This is a genomic window from Pseudomonas sp. R3-41 (assembly GCF_054161485.1).
Window position 1 is genome coordinate 6,042,957 of sequence record NZ_CP096421.1, and the last position, 15,756, is coordinate 6,058,712.

The window sequence follows — 15,756 nt, forward strand, 5'->3', positions numbered from 1 at the left end:
CCTGTGGCGAGGGAGCTTGCTCCCGCTCGGTTGCGCAGCAACCGCCAACAAACAGGGCTGCTACGCAGCCCAGCGGGAGCAAGCTCCCTCGCCACAAAAGCCTCTCGATTCACAGGTTTACTGCGGCTTGCGATAGCTGTTCACAATCGCCGAAAAGTCCTTGCCGCCCTCGCCCCGCTGGCTCATCGCCTGGTACAACTGTTGCGCCACAGCCCCCAGCACCACCGGCTGATGGGCCTGCCGCGCGGCTTCGGTCGCCAGGCCCAGGTCCTTGAGCATCAGGTCGGCGCCAAAGCCCCCCGTATAGCCACGGGACGCCGGGGCCGTTTCGATCACGCCCGGCCACGGGTTGTAGGTGTCCGAACTCCAGCAGCGGCCCGTTGAGCTATTGATGATGCCGGCCAGCACTTGGGTGTCGATCCCCAAGGCATCGCCCAGGGCCATGGCTTCGCTGACGCCCACCATGGAAATTCCCAGCAGCAGGTTGTTGCAGATCTTGGCGATCTGCCCGGTACCGACTTCACCACAATGCACAATGTTACGACCCATTTGCGCCAGCACCGGTTGCAAGGTGGCAAACAACTCAGCCGTGGCGCCGACCATGAAGGTCAACGTGCCCGCCGCCGCGCCGCCGGTGCCGCCCGAGACCGGCGCATCGGCCATCGCCACGCCTTGTTTCGCCGCGGCAGCCGCTACGTCACGGGCGGTTTGCGGATCGATGGTGCTGCAATCCACTGCCGGCGTGCCGGCGGCGATGCCGGCCAGCACACCGTCTTCACCCAGCCAGACACTGCGCACATGGGCGGCGGCCGGCAGCATGGTGATAACCAGTGCCGCGCCCTGGGCCGCGTCGCGCGGCGAGGCGCTGATGGTACCGCCCAATGCTGCCAGTTCGGCCAGTACCGTCTGGTTCAGGTCGAACAGGTTCAGCGAATGGCCGGCCTTGAGCAGGTTGCGCGCCATGGGGGCGCCCATATTGCCCAGGCCGATAAATGCGATGTTCATGTCCGGCTCCTTAACGCAAATTGATGGTGGTGTTCACACCGTCATTGACGCTGTCGTCATCGAACCAGCGCGCGGTCACGGTCTTGGTCTGAGTGTAGAACTGCACCACTTGTTTGCCGTACGGGCCGAGGTCGCCGAGTTTCGAACCGCGGGAACCAGTGAAGCTGAAGAACGGCACCGGCACCGGAATCGGGATGTTGATACCCACCTGACCGACGTCGATTTCGCTCTGGAATTTGCGCGCCGCCGCACCGCTCTGGGTGAACAGGCCCGTGCCGTTGCCGAATGGGTTGGCGTTGACCAGGGCAATCGCCTGGTCGAGGGTGTCGACTTCCAACACCACCAGCACCGGCCCGAAGATTTCTTCGGTGTAGATGCGCATGTCGGTGGTCACGCCGGAAAACAGGGTCGGGCCGACAAAGTTGCCCTGCTCGAAGCCCGGCACGCTGATGCCACGGCCATCGAGCTCCAGCTTCGCCCCTTCCTTCACACCGCTCTCGATCAACTCGAGGATCCGCGCCTTGGCCCGCTTGGAAATCACCGGGCCGACATCCGTGCCCGGCTCGCTGCCGGCGTTGACCTTGAGCTTCTGCGCCAAGGCCTTGAGCTCCGGCAACCACTGCTTGGCCGCGCCCACCATCACCACCACGGAGGTGGCCATGCAACGTTGGCCCGCCGCGCCGAAACCAGCTCCCACCAAAGCATTGAGGGTTTGTTCACGATTGGCATCGGGCAGCACCACGGCGTGGTTCTTGGCGCCCATCATCGACTGCACGCGCTTGCCGTGGCGACCCGCCAGGTCATACACATGGGTGCCGACCGCCGTCGAGCCGACGAAGGAAACCGCCTTGATGTCCTTGTGGGTGCAGAGCGCATCCACCACATCCTTGCCGCCGTGCACCACGTTGAGCACACCCGCCGGGACGCCGGCCTCGATGGCCAGCTCCACCAGCAGCATGGTCGACAGCGGATCCTGTTCCGACGGCTTGAGCACGAACGTGTTGCCGCAGGCGATGGCCATCGGGAACATCCACAGCGGAATCATCGCCGGGAAGTTGAACGGCGTAATGCCCGCACACACGCCGATCGGCTGGCGCAGCGTGTAGGTGTCCACGCCACCGGCGACATTCTCGGCGAACTCGCCCATTTGCAGGGTACCAATGGAGCAAGCGTGCTCGACCACTTCCAGGCCGCGGAAAATATCGCCCTCGGCGTCAGCGATGGTCTTGCCCTGTTCGGCGCTGAGCACTGCGGCGATGCGCTTGGAATGCTCGCGAATCAATGCCTGGAGCTTGAGCATGATGCGCATCCGCGCGCCGATGGGCGTCAGTTTCCAGGTCTGGAACGCACGCTGGGCAGCGGCAATGGCGGCATCGACTTCCGCGGCCGTGGCGAACGGAACCTTCGCCAACACCTGCTGGGTGGCCGGGTTGACGATGTCGTGCCATTCGCTGGATTGGGATTCGACCCACTCGCCATCGATCAGCAGTCTGACGGTTTGCAGGGTGGTATCGCTGGGCGTAAGGGAAACGTTCATGCTGGCCTCCGGGATTGTTCTTATGAGAGAGCGCTGGTTCAGCAAAGACCAAAGTGCGCGAGCACGGTTGGTGATGAGACGGTTTTTGGAGTATAGATGTGCAAACTTCTAATAAGAATGCACATAAAAGCCGGTCCATCATGCAAAAAAACATCACCTCCCTGGGGTCGCTGAATTGGGACGACCTCAAGTTTTTCCTCGAAGTGGCCCGCACCCGCAAGGCCAGCACGGCCGCCAAGCGCCTGGCCGTCGACTACACCACGGTGTCGCGACGCATCAGCTCGCTGGAAGCCTCGTTGGGCACGCTGCTGTTCGAGAAATCGCGGACCAACGGCTTTGTCCTGACGGCCGAAGGCCAGCGCCTGCTGGGTTATGCCGAATCGATCGAAAGCACTTTGCACATGGCCTGCGAGCAGGTCTCGGGCTCTGGCGTCGCGTTGTCCGGCCACGTGCGCATGGGCTGCACCGAAGGCTTTGGCAGCTTCTTCATCACCCCGCAGCTGAGCCACTTCGTCGATGCCTACCCAGCCATCTCGGTGGACATCCTGCCGCTGCCACACTTCATCAGCCTGTCCAAGCGCGAGGCCGACATCGTCATCGCCCTCGAACGTCCCGAACACGGCCCGTATGTATGCTGCAAATTGTGCGACTACCGGCTGCAGCTCTACGCCACCCAGTCTTACCTGGACAATCACCCACCGATCCAGCGCCCGGCCGACCTGGCCAGGCACTCATTCATCAGCTACGTGGATGACCTGGCGTTCAGTTCCGAGTTGCTCTACCTGGCCAACGTCCTGCCCGGCGCCAATGCCCACCTGCGCAGCACCAGTGTGATCGCGCAATTCGTGGCAGCGCAGCAAGGCCGCTCGCTCGCGATCCTGCCCTGCTTCCTCGCCGCCCAGGATCCACGGCTGTTGCCGGTGCTGCCGGTGGAAATCAACGTCACCCGGCAGTTCTGGATGTACTGCCGGGAGGACCTGCGCAAGCTCAAGCGAATTACGCTGTTGTGGGATTACATCCGCGAGGTGACTGAACAGAACCGGCCACTGCTGATGGGCGACAGCCGGGAGATGGTGTTCGCCGATTAATCGGCGATGACCACGATAGCGACGCGGCGGTTTTCGGTGCGGCCCTCGACCGTATCGTTGGACGCGACCGGCTTGCTGCTACCGAGTCCGCGCGATTGAACGTTTTCTTGGCGCATGCCTACGCCGATCAATACCTTGCTCACGCTGTTGGCCCGACGTATCGACAGTTGTTCGTTATAGGCTTGAGAACCCGATGCGTCGGTATGACCATCGATCCGCACCCGCTCGATTCCGGCTCCGAGCAGCGCCTTGCCAATTCGTTCGACGATTTCGGTGCTGGCTGGATTAAGGCTTTCCACGTCGCTGCCAAACAGCACCTTGCCCGACAAACCGAAGGCCCAGCCATCGTCAGTCAGTTCGAAACCTTGTTGCTTGAGTACCGCAATTTGCGCCGGGGTCAGGCCTTTCGGCGGTGCCGTCTGGCAACCGCTCAGCGCCACGACGGCAAGCAGCAAAAGCGCCGCGAACCAGCGCAGGGAAATTTGAAGGGATGAATGCACGAGTCAGCTCCTGGTTTGAAGATCAGCGACGGAGTGATCCAACCCCGCCGTATGTTCACCGCCTCGGGCGAGGCGTTTGGCTTGGTACATCGCCGCATCGGCGGCGTGTAACAGGGTGCCCGGCGTGGCACCGTGATCGGGGAAAACGGCAATGCCAATACTGAGGGAGGTCAACACGGAGGCGTTGCCGGGCAATTGAATCGGCATTTCCATGCTGGCGATGATCTTTTCAGCGATCAGCTCAGCGTCCTCGGCCTTGTGCAAAGGCGCCAGCAGCACGGCGAATTCGTCGCCCCCCAAGCGCGCGACCAAGTCATCCTCGCGCAACTGCGCCCGGACCCGGGTCGCCACGGCCGTCAGCACCGCGTCGCCGGCGGCGTGGCCGAAATTGTCATTGATGCCCTTGAACCGATCACTGTCCAGGTACAGCACGGCCACTTGTTCATTGAGCTTGCTGGCATTGCGCAAGGCGCGAATCAGCCGGCCCTCGAAAAATGCCCGGTTCGGCAAGCCGGTCAAGCTGTCGTGGCTGGCCTGGTGGGCCAGGGTTTCGTTTTCGCTTTGCAGGTGGGTCTGCCAGGATTCCAATTCATCGAGCAGTGCGTTGAAGTCATTGGCCAGATTATCCAGTTCGGCGATGGCGGCCGGCGGCACGCGTCGGTCCAAGGCTCGTTCACTGCGGGCTGCGTGGGCCACCTCGGCCAGGCTGCGCAGCGGCCCGGTGATCGCCCGCAACTGCCGCCGCGCCAGGTAAAGCGCCACCCAGGCGCTCACCGCCGTGCACAGGATGATCCCCGCCAAACCGCTGAGTAAAAAACGCAACAGGCTGCCGCCATGCCCCGCCAACACAATGCGACCGATGCTCTGCCCTTGGTGAACGATCGGCAGGCTGATGGGCTTTTCCAGGAATGCCTTGGCAATGTGCACTTCCAGTTCCGACAACAGGCCGGTTTGCGGGCGTTGCCAGCGCGCCAACAGACGGCCATGTTCATTGAACACCTCGGCATCGGCGACCTCCTCGGTGGAGGCGATCAAGGCCAGTGCCTCGGTGGCCGCGGCCGAATCATCGAAGACCACGGCGGCCTCCACGGTGTAGTTGATCGAACGGGCGATCAAGTGCAGGTTGTGATCCGCATAGACTCGCAGCGCCAACAGCCCGAGCAAGGTCAGGGACACACTGGCCATGGTAATAGCCACCAATGCGACGATCAGATGACCGCGACCGATGACCGAGCCCAGGGTGGGACGGACCCTTGGTTTGCTCTGCTTCATGGGGTTGCGGACCTGCGGCGGGAAAGCTGCAGCACACTCGGATGGATGCGCACGCCACTACGTGCCACGGAATCGAGGTTGACCTCGAAAGACACTTGTTCATCACCTACCCGCAGGCAGAACAGGCTACCCACGGTGCACTGGTCGCCGCCCTCACTGATGCTCAACACGGGCTTGCCGATCAAGGACGCAAACAGACGGGTGTGCTCATCGTTGGTCAGCCTGCCGACGTAGACCGCGTTGCACTCAGTGGCGATATTGGGATGATCGGCCAACAACCGCTGCACAATTACCGGCCGCCCCGTGGCCTGGGTAGTGCCCTTGACCAGATCGTCGGTGTATTGGGTCGGCCCGACGATGCACAGTTGCAGTTGAGTGGGTTCCACCGGCCAGCGGGCATAGCTGAGAATGCCCAAGACCACTTGGGTCACCGCTTCGGCCCGCTGCTCGGCCTGGGTCGTGGAGGCCTGCTCCTGGGCAACCGCGACAGGCAGCAGCAGACACAAAAGGCCGGCAAGCAGAACATGCCCCCAGCCCTTGCTGCGCACTGCCTCCCCTACAGGCACTTCCATGGAAAATCTCTTGATCCAGACGATAAGTGCCGGAACGATAGCACAGTGCCAAAAAGCCAGCGAGACAGCGTGTTACGCAGGCTTGGAAGCGAAACAGGCCAAGTTGCCACAAGGGCATGAATCCTTGAAAGCCAATGATTCAGTCAGCCTGTTCCAACGCCAGCATCAAACCGCTCAAGCGCTTGACCTTGCGCCCGACCGCCTCCTCGAAGACCCCCGCCCGCGGTTCGATCAGGCTGAACCATTGCTTGCCCCGGGTAATGGCGGTGTACACCAATTCCTTGGTCAAGACCGGGTTGAGCGCATCCGGAAGGATCAACGCGGTATGGGTGAATTCCGAGCCCTGGGATTTGTGCACCGTCATGGCATACACGGTTTCCACGTCATTCAGGCGGCTGGGCAGGACGAAACGCACGCCACCCTGGCCGTCATTGCGCGGGAAAGCGACCCGCAGGACCTGTTTGCCGGCATCCGGCCCGTCACGCTCGGGGAGCTTGAGGGCAATGCCGATATCACCGTTCATCAACCCCAGCCCATAGTCGTTACGGGTCATCAGTACCGGACGGCCTTCGTACCACTGGTGATCGCTATCGATAAGGCGGGCCTTGAGCAATGCGGCGGTGATTCGCTGGTTCAGTCCTTCGACGCCCCACGGGCCTTTGCGCACCGCGCAAAGCAATTGGAATTCGTCGAAGGCCGCCAGGACCTCACGGGCCCAATCGGCCCAGCAACGATCTTCCAATGGCTGAAAAATGGCCGGACGGCGCTGCCGCAGCAGGCTCAGGTAATGCCGATAACCCTTGGGTCCTTCTGGCTTGCCGTCGAGTAACAGTTTTTCCAGCTTCGTGTCGTATTCACCTGCCAATTTCAAGGAAAACAAATCGACGTACTGCCCGTTATCCAATAATTGGCGGGCTTTCTCCGGCTGTTGCTGGTTGACCGAACGAGCGAGCTGACCGATCCCACTGCCTTCGCCGAAGCGCCGGGAATGCCTGAGCATGACCACTTGCTGTGCCAGGGGATGAGTGCCGTCGAGGTCTTGCAGCAGGTCACTGGCCGCCAGGTTTTCCCCACTGACCGACTCCAGCCAGGCACGGGTCTGGGGGCTGTACCAGCCGTCCTCGGCGTCTCGACACAAATCCCCCAACACCGCACCGGCTTCCACCGAGGCCAACTGGTCCTTGTCCCCCAGCAATACCAACCGTGCATGGGCCGGCAGTGCATCCAGCAGATTGGCCATCATCTCCAGGTCGATCATCGACGCTTCATCGACCACCAGCACATCCAGCGGCAAGCGATTGCCTGCATGGTGACGAAAATGCCGAGTGCCGGGACGACTGCCCAGCAATCGATGGACCGTCGTGACGTCGCAGGGAATGCACCCGCGCACAGCCTCATCCAGGGTTCGGACCTGCTGGCTGATGGACTCGGTCAGGCGCGCCGCCGCCTTGCCCGTGGGCGCAGCCAGGCGAATCCGCAGCGGCTTCCCGGCCTCGACGGCCGGAGCCTGCAACAGGGCCAGCAGACGCACAACGGTGGTGGTCTTGCCGGTGCCCGGGCCGCCGGTCACGATGCTGAAGGCCCCACGGGTCGCTAGCGCGCAGGCCAGTTTCTGCCAATCGATCGGGCCGCTGGCGTTGGCCGGCCCGAACAGCCCGTCCAAACGCTCGCGCAGGTCACCGGGCGCCGCTTCCTGCTCGATCAACCGTTGGCGCAACGCCTCGTCGATCCGCCGTTCATACCCCCAGTAGCGACGCAGATAAAGACGTTTGCCAGACAGTACCAAGGGACGTTGCTGCGCCTCTTCGCTCTCGTCCACAGCCAAGGCCACCAGCCGACTGGACGCCAGGGCCTTGCACCAATGGGCGCCGTCGAGCGTCTGCAATATTTGCGAGGGCAGCAACATCGCGCCTGTCTGCGGATCACCCTCGGGGGGCAGCGACAGGGCAAAGTCCGGTTCCTTGAGGGTCTCGAATATATCCAGGCAAACGTGCCCGTGGCCCAACTGATGGCTGGTCAGCGCAGCGGCGAGCAGGACCAATGGATCATCGTCGGGCGCCAGTTCATGGAGGAACGCCACGAAGGCCTTGTCCAGGGCACGCAGCCAGCCGCGCTCGACCCAGCGCGTCAGCAACAACAGCAGGTCCTGTGCCCGGCTCAAGGGGGCCAGGTCAACCAGGCTTTCATCGTCGGACGCCTTGGGCAGCAGGTCGGCAAAGGAACGACTCATAGCAATTCTCCCTGTACCCACGCCGGCTCAGCCTTGGGCTCTGGCGCGCCCTGGAACAGCCGATCCAGCTGTTCGATCAAGGCCCGTGGCGGCTTGGTGAAATACACGCCCTGGCTTGTCGAGCGGGTCCCACGAAGGAACAGGTACAGCGCGCCGCCGACGTGCCGGTCGTAGTCATAATCGGGAAGCCGAGCCTTGAGCTGGCGATGCAGGGCCAACAGGTACAGCACGTATTGCAGGTCGTAGCGATGGTCCAGGATCGACTGTTCCATGGCCTGTACGGTGTAGGCCATGTCATCGACACCCAGCCAGTTGGACTTGTAATCGGCCACGTAATACCGGCCGTCGTGCTCGAACGTCAAATCGATGAAGCCCTTGAACATGCCGTTGAGCAGCACCGGCTCCGCCGCGACGCGGGCGACACCGCCATGGGTGAACCGGCAAACCAGTTGATCGAGCTTTTGCACATCGACCTTGTGGCTGGCGAACCAGAACTCCATCTCGACCTGGAACCGGGTCAATTGTTCGAGCACCACCGGCGCCTGGTCGCTGCCGACGGGCATGGGCATTTTGATCAAGTGCTGCAGCCAGTCGCTCAGCGTGGAGATCCAGCCTTTCCAACCTCGGCGATTGCAGCGTCGGGCAATGGCATCCTCGATATCTGCCGGCGCGGATGAAAATCCTTCCCCGGCAGCCCACTCCAGCAGGCCATGGAGAAAAGTGCCGGGACCGGGGCCGCGGGGAAAGCGGTGTATGTCGCCACCGACGGCGATGGTCTCCCTGGGCGCGTCCGGGTCAAGACGCTCATCGTCGAACAGTTTCTGGGCCTGTGGATTCTCCGGCGCGGTATCGCTGCCTTCGCTCAGGCTTTCGCCGATGCGCAAGGCGCTGTAGGAGGCGATCCACCAATTTTCGCTGGCTTTTCGCAAGGGCACTAAGGGTTCGAGTAACACAGCGTCGTTGCGTGGCGGCCGATAGTGTTCGTCGGTAGGTTCGGGCATGGGCTGGCAGTTCACCGCGACGCTGCCGTGTTGCAGGTCTTCCAGCCAACGCCTCAGCTCCACTGATTCGGTCAGCGGTGCACCACCGCCCAACAGATAACCCAGCGCGGACACATGCAGGATCGAGCTGTTGTTATTGCCCCGCTTGAGGTCCGCGACACCCAGCCAGCAGGCATGTTGTGCGCGGGTCAGTGCCACGTAGAGCAGCCGCAGATCCTCCGCCAGTCGCTCGTCATCGGCCTTGGCGATCAATTCGGCGGTGGGCTTGAGGCTGATCTGCGCCTTGTTGGCCTCGTCGTGGTAATGCAACGGCAATCGACTGCCATCCACCGGTTTCGTCGAGCAGATGAAGGGCAGGAAAACCAACGGATATTCAAGCCCCTTGGACTTGTGGATCGTGACCACCTTGACCAACTGCTCATCGCTTTCCAGGCGCAGGATCTGCTCTTCTCCCGCCTGTCCGGACAAGGCCAGGTGCTCGGACAAATGCCGGATCAAGGCTTGTTCGCCATCCAGCTCGCCAGCGGCCTGCTGCAACAGTTCGCAAAGGTGCAGCAAGTTGGTCAGCACCCGCTCGCCATCGCTGCGCGTCATCAGGGCCTGGGGCAATTCGAAATCATGCAGCAAGCGCCGCAACATCGGCAGCACGCCCTGGCTGCGCCAGACTGTGCGATAACCGCGAAACTGCATGACCCGGGCTTCCCAGGCCAGTTCATCCTGATTGAGACGCTCCAGCTCCGTCAGCGGCAGGTTCAACGTGATGCTGGCCAGCGCTGCCCGTAGCGGTCGCTCCACATCCGGCTCGGCGCAGGCCTTGAGCCAGGTCAGCAAATCCCGCGCCTCTTGCGAAGCAAAGACCGAATCCTTGTCGGAGAGATAGACACTGCGCACGCCCCGCGTGGACAACTCGTCGCGCACGGCCTGCGCCTCTTTACCGTCGCGCACCAGGATCGCGATATCCGCCGGGCGCAACCCGCGCAGCGTTTCGCCATCGACGGTGAAGCCGTCGCGCCCCGACTGCCCACCGTTGAGCAATGCCGTGATTTCACTGGCGCAGGCGGCTGCCATGGATTGCCGATACACCGCACCGGAGAGCGGCTGGTCCGACGACAGGTGCCAGATGTTCAGTGCCGCAACGGTGTGTCCTGCCATCTGCAGGGACTCCTTGCGCCCCTGGGACTCAACGGACAGGAACGGCACCGGGTTCTCGCCCGAAGGCTCACGGAACAGAAAAGCCCCACGCCCCTTCGAGCGGGACTCGGCCTTCTGGAAAATATGGTTGACCGCCCCCACCATGGCATGGCTGGAACGGAAGTTCGTGCCCAGCGTATGCAACCTGCCGGCCGTGGCCTCGCGAGCACGCAGGTAGGTGTAGATGTCGGCACCGCGAAAGGCGTAGATCGCTTGCTTCGGATCGCCGATCAGGAAAAGTCCGGTCCCGGGGTCGTTGTCTTCAATACGGTAGATACTTTCGAAGATCCGGTACTGAACCGGGTCGGTGTCCTGGAACTCATCGATCAGCGCCACCGGAAACTGCTCGCGGATCAGGCTCGCCAGGCGCTCGCCCCCGTCGGCCTGCAACGCCGCGTCGAGACGCAGCAGCATATCGTCGAAACCCATTTCGGCGCGGCGACGTTTCTCCGCTTCGAAACGCGCCCCGACCCATTGCGCGGCATGCTGCAGCACGGCGGCATCAGGTGTGGGCAACGCATCCAGGCTGGCCTTGAGACCGGCCATGGCCTCCAGCCCGGGATGGTTGGGCACTTCGCCTTTCCAGGCTTCGGCCATGCCCTCGGGCGTCAGGCGCGTGAACCCGGTGCCGATATCCAGCAGCTCATGGCTTTCGTCATCGACCCAGGCGGTGATTTTCTGAAACCACGGCTCGAAGTAACGCGCCTGCATCTTGCGTCCATCAACAGACTTGCTGGCGACGCCTTGCTGGCAGATCTCCAACAGCTCCACTGCCCATTGCCGCCACGGCGCCTTGAGATCGAGCAAGGCGGCACTACGCTCCTGCAACGAGGCGGCGATTAGCTCGGCAGGCTCAAGCCCGTCAGCGCTGCCAGGCTCGCTGGAAAACAATCCCCTCACCCGTGGCAACAGCGCCGCTGGACCTCCCCAATGGGTACGCACCCAATTCAGCGCCTCGCCTTGCATCGAATAGCAGAACAACCGCCAATAATCGCGCAATACCTCGCCCAGCAATTCGCTGTGGTCGGTTTCCAGGGTCTGGGTGAACAGGCTGCCGCTGTCGAAGGCATGCTCACGCAACATGCGCTGGCACCAGCTATGGATGGTCGAGACGGCTGCTTCGTCCATCCACTGCGCGGCGATGTCCAGTCGATTCGCACAGCCAGGCCATTGCTCAGCACGGAACTCATCGCGCAATGCGCCGATCAGTAAATCCGGAGCTGGAATCTCATCGCGAAAGAAACGTGCGGCTTCGGCCAGACGGGTGCGAATTCGTTCACGCAACTCCTTGGTGGCGGCGTCCGTAAAGGTCACGACCAGGATTTGCGGCGGAAGCAACTCGCGGCCAAAACCGGACGCCGAACCGCCGTGCCCTAGCACCAGGCGCAGGTACAGCGCCGAAATGGTGAAGGTCTTGCCGGTACCGGCGCTGGCCTCGATCAGTTGGCTACCCCGCAGCGGGAAAGCCAGGGCCAATGGTGCCTGCTGACTCATGAACGGGCCTCCTCGCTGACCAATGAACGCCACGGGGCTTCGAGCAATGGTCGGTAAAGCGCATCGCACCAGTCGGGGAATGTTTCGTCAGCCATCAAGCCTGCGAAATCAGGAAACTGTCGAGCCAAGGCCGGGTTTTCCCGCCGCTCGCCCTCGAACGTCTGTCCGTCGCCCTCATAGGCTTTGCGCGCCGCGGCTTCGGCCTTGAGCAGATCACTCTGGCCGAGCCAGGCGAACGCCGTCTTCACCGCGATCGGTAGCGGCTGGCGCATACCGGCCTGCCAGGCCTGCAATAGGTCGCCAAGCATTTTTTGTGCGACGGGCTCTTCAAAAGGTGACAACAGCAAGCTGTCATCACTGGCCACCAGCGCCGTGGTCAACGACAAGCCGTTAGCGCAGGCCACGAGATGATTGACCCAGGGCCGTATCAGGCGATGCCACTTGCGGGTCTTGGTGGAGCCGATGCTGTTGGGTATGGCGGTGATGGCGAGAACCGAACCGTCGGAGCGTTGGTGCAGGCCACTGAGCCACCCTTCGACACTCACTCCCTGCAATTGCAGGCTGACCGGCACAGCACTGGTCAGCGGTGTGGGCCACAACGCCAGAAGCTGTTGGTAGCGCTGGAGCAGATCCGGCAAGGGTTCGATCAATTCGCGCTGCATGCACTCACCGAACCCGGCCATCGGCAACAGCCCGCTGTTCTGGAGCCTCTGGGCATGGGCGGCCAAGGCCAGGTCCGGCTGGTCCAGGCGTACCAGGGCGGCCTCGAGCAGGCTGTCGCTCAGGGTGTAGCGTTGCAGCGCGTCGAGCACGAAAGGTTCGTCATCGGCCAGAGGTGCTTCGATGGCGTCGAAGAACACTTTCAGCCGCTGGCTGAAGAAATGGCGGACGGGGTTGCGCAGGAAGTCCTGCAACTGACCGAGGCCCAAGGGCTCCTCCTGGACGTAGGGTTCCAGCACCTGGGTTTTGTCAGTGTCATCGGAGATGTCGTGGAGCATTCGCCATTCGCTCGCGTAACTGAACAGCTCGTCTCCTTGATGGAAATAACGCGCGCTGAACGGTTGCAGCGGATGCTCCTGAGTCAGGGCATCGAGGAGAGGCTTGCTGTCATCGGCCAACCGCCAGCCATTGGCGAGGTGATCGCGCAGTTGGCCGATCAATACCGATGCCGGCCGCTCGCTGTTATCGCGGATACTGCGTCCCACCCAACTGATATAGAGCTTTTCCCGGGCCGAGAGCAGCGCTTCCAACAACAGGTAACGGTCGTCCTCACGGCGAGAACGATCGCCCGGGCGATAATCGCCGCCCATCAGATCGAAATCCAAAGGCGGTTGGGCTCTTGGGTAATCACCATCATTCATCCCCAGCAGGCACACCAGCTTGAAGGGGATCGCACGCATTGGCATCAAGGTGCAGAAATTGACGGCTCCGGCCAGGAAGCGTTGGGACAGTCGCCCTTGATCCAGCCCGGCCAACCACGCTTCACGTACCACCGTCAGCGGCAGTTCATCGTGCAGCCCTACCGACTCACAGGTTTCCAGCCAGGTTTCACGCAAGTCCTCGAGTTGCGCCAGCAGATAGTCGTCATGCTCGTTACTCGCCTGGAAGAATAACTGCATCAGATCGTGCAGACGCGAACCCCATTGCTGCGGCGAGGCTGGCTGGGTGAGTTCCTGATGGGCGACTTCCAAGGCATCCAGCAAAGCAACCAGCGGACCGATCAGCGCCGCGTCCAGGCCACCGATCTCGTCATAGGGCTCGATGCCGTCATAGGCCTGCGAGCTGCCGACGGCGTACCCCAGCAACATGCGCCGCAAGCCGAAATGCCAGCTGTTCTGCTCAAGCTCCGCGGGCAAGCCCAACCCGGCGCGGTGTTCGGCACTCATTCCCCAGCGAATTCCCGCCCCTTCGATCCAGCGATGCAATGTCGGCAGGTCGGCCTCATCAATACCAAACCGTTCGCGCAACGCCGGGACATCCAGCAGATCGAGGATTTCGCTGACTGGGAAACGACTGTCCGGCAGCTTGAGCAAATGCTCGACGGCGATCAGCAGTGGATCACGTCCGCGCTGGCCCTGGTCGGTCAGCGTGAATGGAATGAAACGCGGGTCACTTCTGTCGAGCTGGCCGAACACCGCGCGAATGTGTGGCGCATAGCTGTCGATGTCCGGGACCATGACGATGATATCCCGTGGGCGCAATGTCGGATCCGCACTGAAATGGGCCAGCAACTGGTCATGGAGAATTTCCACTTCACGCTGGGCGCCGTGGGCCACATGAAAACGGATCGAGCCGTCTCGTTCCGTGTCGACGACGGGCCAGTGTTCCCGTGTTTCATTCAGGGGGCGGAGTTCCAGGATGTCATCCTGCAACTGGCTGAGAAGGGTCGTCGGGGTCCCGTCAGTGAACAGGTCGATGCGCCCGTCGCGAAATACCGCGCGATAGCTGTTGGGGTCATCGTAGCTGTCGAGCAGGTTGATATAGTCGCGCCCCTGCTTGCCCCAGGCGGCCAATAACGGATGGGCATGTTGATGCAGGGTTTGCGGATCGAGGGCGACAGGCATGCCAGCCTTGCGTGCCTGGCGCTTGTATTGATGACGTAGCAAGTCCTTGTCGGCAACGATGTCCGCCCAATGGTGGCGACACGGGTTATGCACGCAGAGTAGAACCTGGCTGAACCGGGAAAGACCGGCGAGCGCCTCGAGGACTTGGGCAGGCAACGAGGAAATACCGAACACGATGACTCGCGCGGGCAAGCCTTTCGGAGCTGCTTCCAGGTTGTTGATACGTTCGATGTAGCGCTGGTGGACGCCTGCGCGGCTTTGCGCCATGCCTTGTTCCCCCACATCCAGCAACAAGGCTCGCCACAGTTCCGCTTGCCAGCAATTCGCCGGCGCGAGCGGCTTGATTTCACCTCGGACATTTCGGGTCTGGTGTCGACCCTCAGCCCAGTCCTCGAGCCAGTCGGCCCGGTACACCTGGTATTGGTCGAACAGATCGGCAAGGCGCTCGGACAGCTGATAGCGCTTGCGCAAGTCGGTGTCGTGGGTAAGGAATCGTCGTAGAGGTTCGAAATGCGGCTGCTCGATCAGTTGCGGCAGCAGGCGCATCAGGCGCCAGGTTAGCGGAGCCTTGTCCAGCAGCGACTTGGCCGGAATCTGATCACGCCCCAGGACCATTCGATAGAGCTGCCACATGAAGCTGCCTGGCAGTTGCACATCAATAGCCGCCGCGATACCGCAGCCGCCGGAATCATCATCTTCCGGGTCTTCAGCCAGTGCGAGCTTGAGCCATTGGGCAATACCATTGCTCTGTACCAGCGCGATTTCATTTTCAAGGGGAGCCAGCGGATAGCGCCGCATCAGGCTGATCACCAGGCCGCGCAATTCATCAAGGCGATTCCCGTGAACCACCATGAAAGCAGGGCTGAGGGACGTTGCGTCCGGCATGAAAGGCATCCTTGAAAATGCAAAAGCTAGGGCAGAACCTTAGCACTGTCGGGGGGCTGTGACAGCCGGGAGCAATCCGAGCTTGTCGTAAGAACTTTCCTGCGGGCAAAACAAAACCCCTACCTGCATCAGCAGATAGGGGTTTCGGAATTTAATCTTGACGATGACCTACTCTCACATGGGGAAACCCCACACTACCATCGGCGATGCATCGTTTCACTGCTGAGTTCGGGATGGGATCAGGTGGTTCCAATGCTCTATGGTCGTCAAGAAATTCGGGTACCGAGTCGTGGCCTGATGGCCGCGCTTCAGCAAATTGGGTATGTGATAGCTTTCGGTGTTTTGTGAAATTCGAACTTTCGGTTCGTTTCGTCTTCACACACCGCAATCTGGCGCTCTTTCGAGTCAGCAAATTGC

At 61.8% G+C, this 15,756-nt stretch carries 9 protein-coding genes and 1 rRNA gene; 1 reads left to right on the plus strand and 9 read right to left on the minus strand.

The window, feature by feature from the left end:
- Window positions 1-117: 117 nt before the first annotated feature.
- The gene (gene mmsB / locus M1D99_RS26125; RefSeq protein WP_046063065.1) at window positions 118-1,005 is read right to left on the minus strand and encodes a 3-hydroxyisobutyrate dehydrogenase; all 888 of its coding nucleotides are present in this window, start codon (window positions 1,003-1,005) and stop codon (window positions 118-120) included.
- A 10-nt stretch (window positions 1,006-1,015) separates the two neighbouring features.
- Window positions 1,016-2,542, minus strand: coding sequence for a CoA-acylating methylmalonate-semialdehyde dehydrogenase (locus tag M1D99_RS26130; protein WP_186705932.1), 1,527 nt, complete (start codon window positions 2,540-2,542; stop codon window positions 1,016-1,018).
- A gap of 140 nt (window positions 2,543-2,682) precedes the next feature.
- Between M1D99_RS26130 and M1D99_RS26135 the strand changes: the two genes are divergently transcribed.
- On the plus strand, window positions 2,683-3,630 hold the full coding sequence (locus M1D99_RS26135; RefSeq protein ID WP_434572555.1) for a LysR family transcriptional regulator: 948 nt from the start codon (window positions 2,683-2,685) through the stop codon (window positions 3,628-3,630).
- Here M1D99_RS26135 and M1D99_RS26140 read toward each other — a convergent pair.
- The 7 genes from M1D99_RS26140 to rrf form a co-directional block, all read right to left on the minus strand.
- Window positions 3,627-4,130 carry an OmpA family protein gene (locus M1D99_RS26140; protein WP_434572556.1) on the minus strand — a complete coding sequence of 168 codons (504 nt, stop codon included), beginning with the start codon at window positions 4,128-4,130 and terminating at the stop codon, window positions 3,627-3,629. The two genes, M1D99_RS26135 and M1D99_RS26140, sit on opposite strands and share 4 nt — an antisense overlap.
- 3 nt (window positions 4,131-4,133) lie before the next feature.
- Window positions 4,134-5,402 carry a diguanylate cyclase domain-containing protein gene (locus M1D99_RS26145; protein WP_434572558.1) on the minus strand — a complete coding sequence of 423 codons (1,269 nt, stop codon included), beginning with the start codon at window positions 5,400-5,402 and terminating at the stop codon, window positions 4,134-4,136.
- Window positions 5,399-5,974, minus strand: a complete 576-nt coding sequence (locus M1D99_RS26150) for a YfiR family protein (protein WP_250963954.1) — start codon at window positions 5,972-5,974, stop codon at window positions 5,399-5,401. Before M1D99_RS26150 ends, M1D99_RS26145 begins: the two co-directional genes overlap by 4 nt.
- Window positions 5,975-6,113: 139 nt before the next feature.
- Window positions 6,114-8,204 carry an exodeoxyribonuclease V subunit alpha gene (gene recD / locus M1D99_RS26155; protein ID WP_434572561.1) on the minus strand — a complete coding sequence of 697 codons (2,091 nt, stop codon included), beginning with the start codon at window positions 8,202-8,204 and terminating at the stop codon, window positions 6,114-6,116.
- On the minus strand, window positions 8,201-11,890 hold the full coding sequence (gene recB / locus M1D99_RS26160; protein WP_434572563.1) for an exodeoxyribonuclease V subunit beta: 3,690 nt from the start codon (window positions 11,888-11,890) through the stop codon (window positions 8,201-8,203). Before recB ends, recD begins: the two co-directional genes overlap by 4 nt.
- Window positions 11,887-15,339 (minus strand): exodeoxyribonuclease V subunit gamma, encoded by a 3,453-nt coding sequence (gene recC / locus M1D99_RS26165; RefSeq protein ID WP_458131000.1) that lies wholly within the window; start codon window positions 15,337-15,339, stop codon window positions 11,887-11,889. Before recC ends, recB begins: the two co-directional genes overlap by 4 nt.
- A gap of 155 nt (window positions 15,340-15,494) precedes the next feature.
- Window positions 15,495-15,610, minus strand: a 5S ribosomal RNA gene (rrf, locus tag M1D99_RS26170).
- Between the last annotated feature and the right edge of the window lie 146 nt (window positions 15,611-15,756).

What these genes read in the sequence shown, in the direction of transcription:
- recD (WP_434572561.1), bottom strand. Translation starts at nt 8,204, where the DNA reads ATGAGTCGTTCCTTTGCCGACCTGCTGCCCAAGGCGTCCGACGATGAA.
- M1D99_RS26145 (WP_434572558.1), bottom strand. Translation starts at nt 5,402, where the DNA reads ATGAAGCAGAGCAAACCAAGGGTCCGTCCCACCCTGGGCTCGGTCATC.
- recC (WP_458131000.1), bottom strand. Translation starts at nt 15,339, where the DNA reads ATGCCGGACGCAACGTCCCTCAGCCCTGCTTTCATGGTGGTTCACGGG.
- M1D99_RS26130 (WP_186705932.1), bottom strand. Translation starts at nt 2,542, where the DNA reads ATGAACGTTTCCCTTACGCCCAGCGATACCACCCTGCAAACCGTCAGA.
- M1D99_RS26150 (WP_250963954.1), bottom strand. Translation starts at nt 5,974, where the DNA reads ATGGAAGTGCCTGTAGGGGAGGCAGTGCGCAGCAAGGGCTGGGGGCAT.
- mmsB (WP_046063065.1), bottom strand. Translation starts at nt 1,005, where the DNA reads ATGAACATCGCATTTATCGGCCTGGGCAATATGGGCGCCCCCATGGCG.
- recB (WP_434572563.1), bottom strand. Translation starts at nt 11,890, where the DNA reads ATGAGTCAGCAGGCACCATTGGCCCTGGCTTTCCCGCTGCGGGGTAGC.
- M1D99_RS26135 (WP_434572555.1), top strand. Translation starts at nt 2,683, where the DNA reads ATGCAAAAAAACATCACCTCCCTGGGGTCGCTGAATTGGGACGACCTC.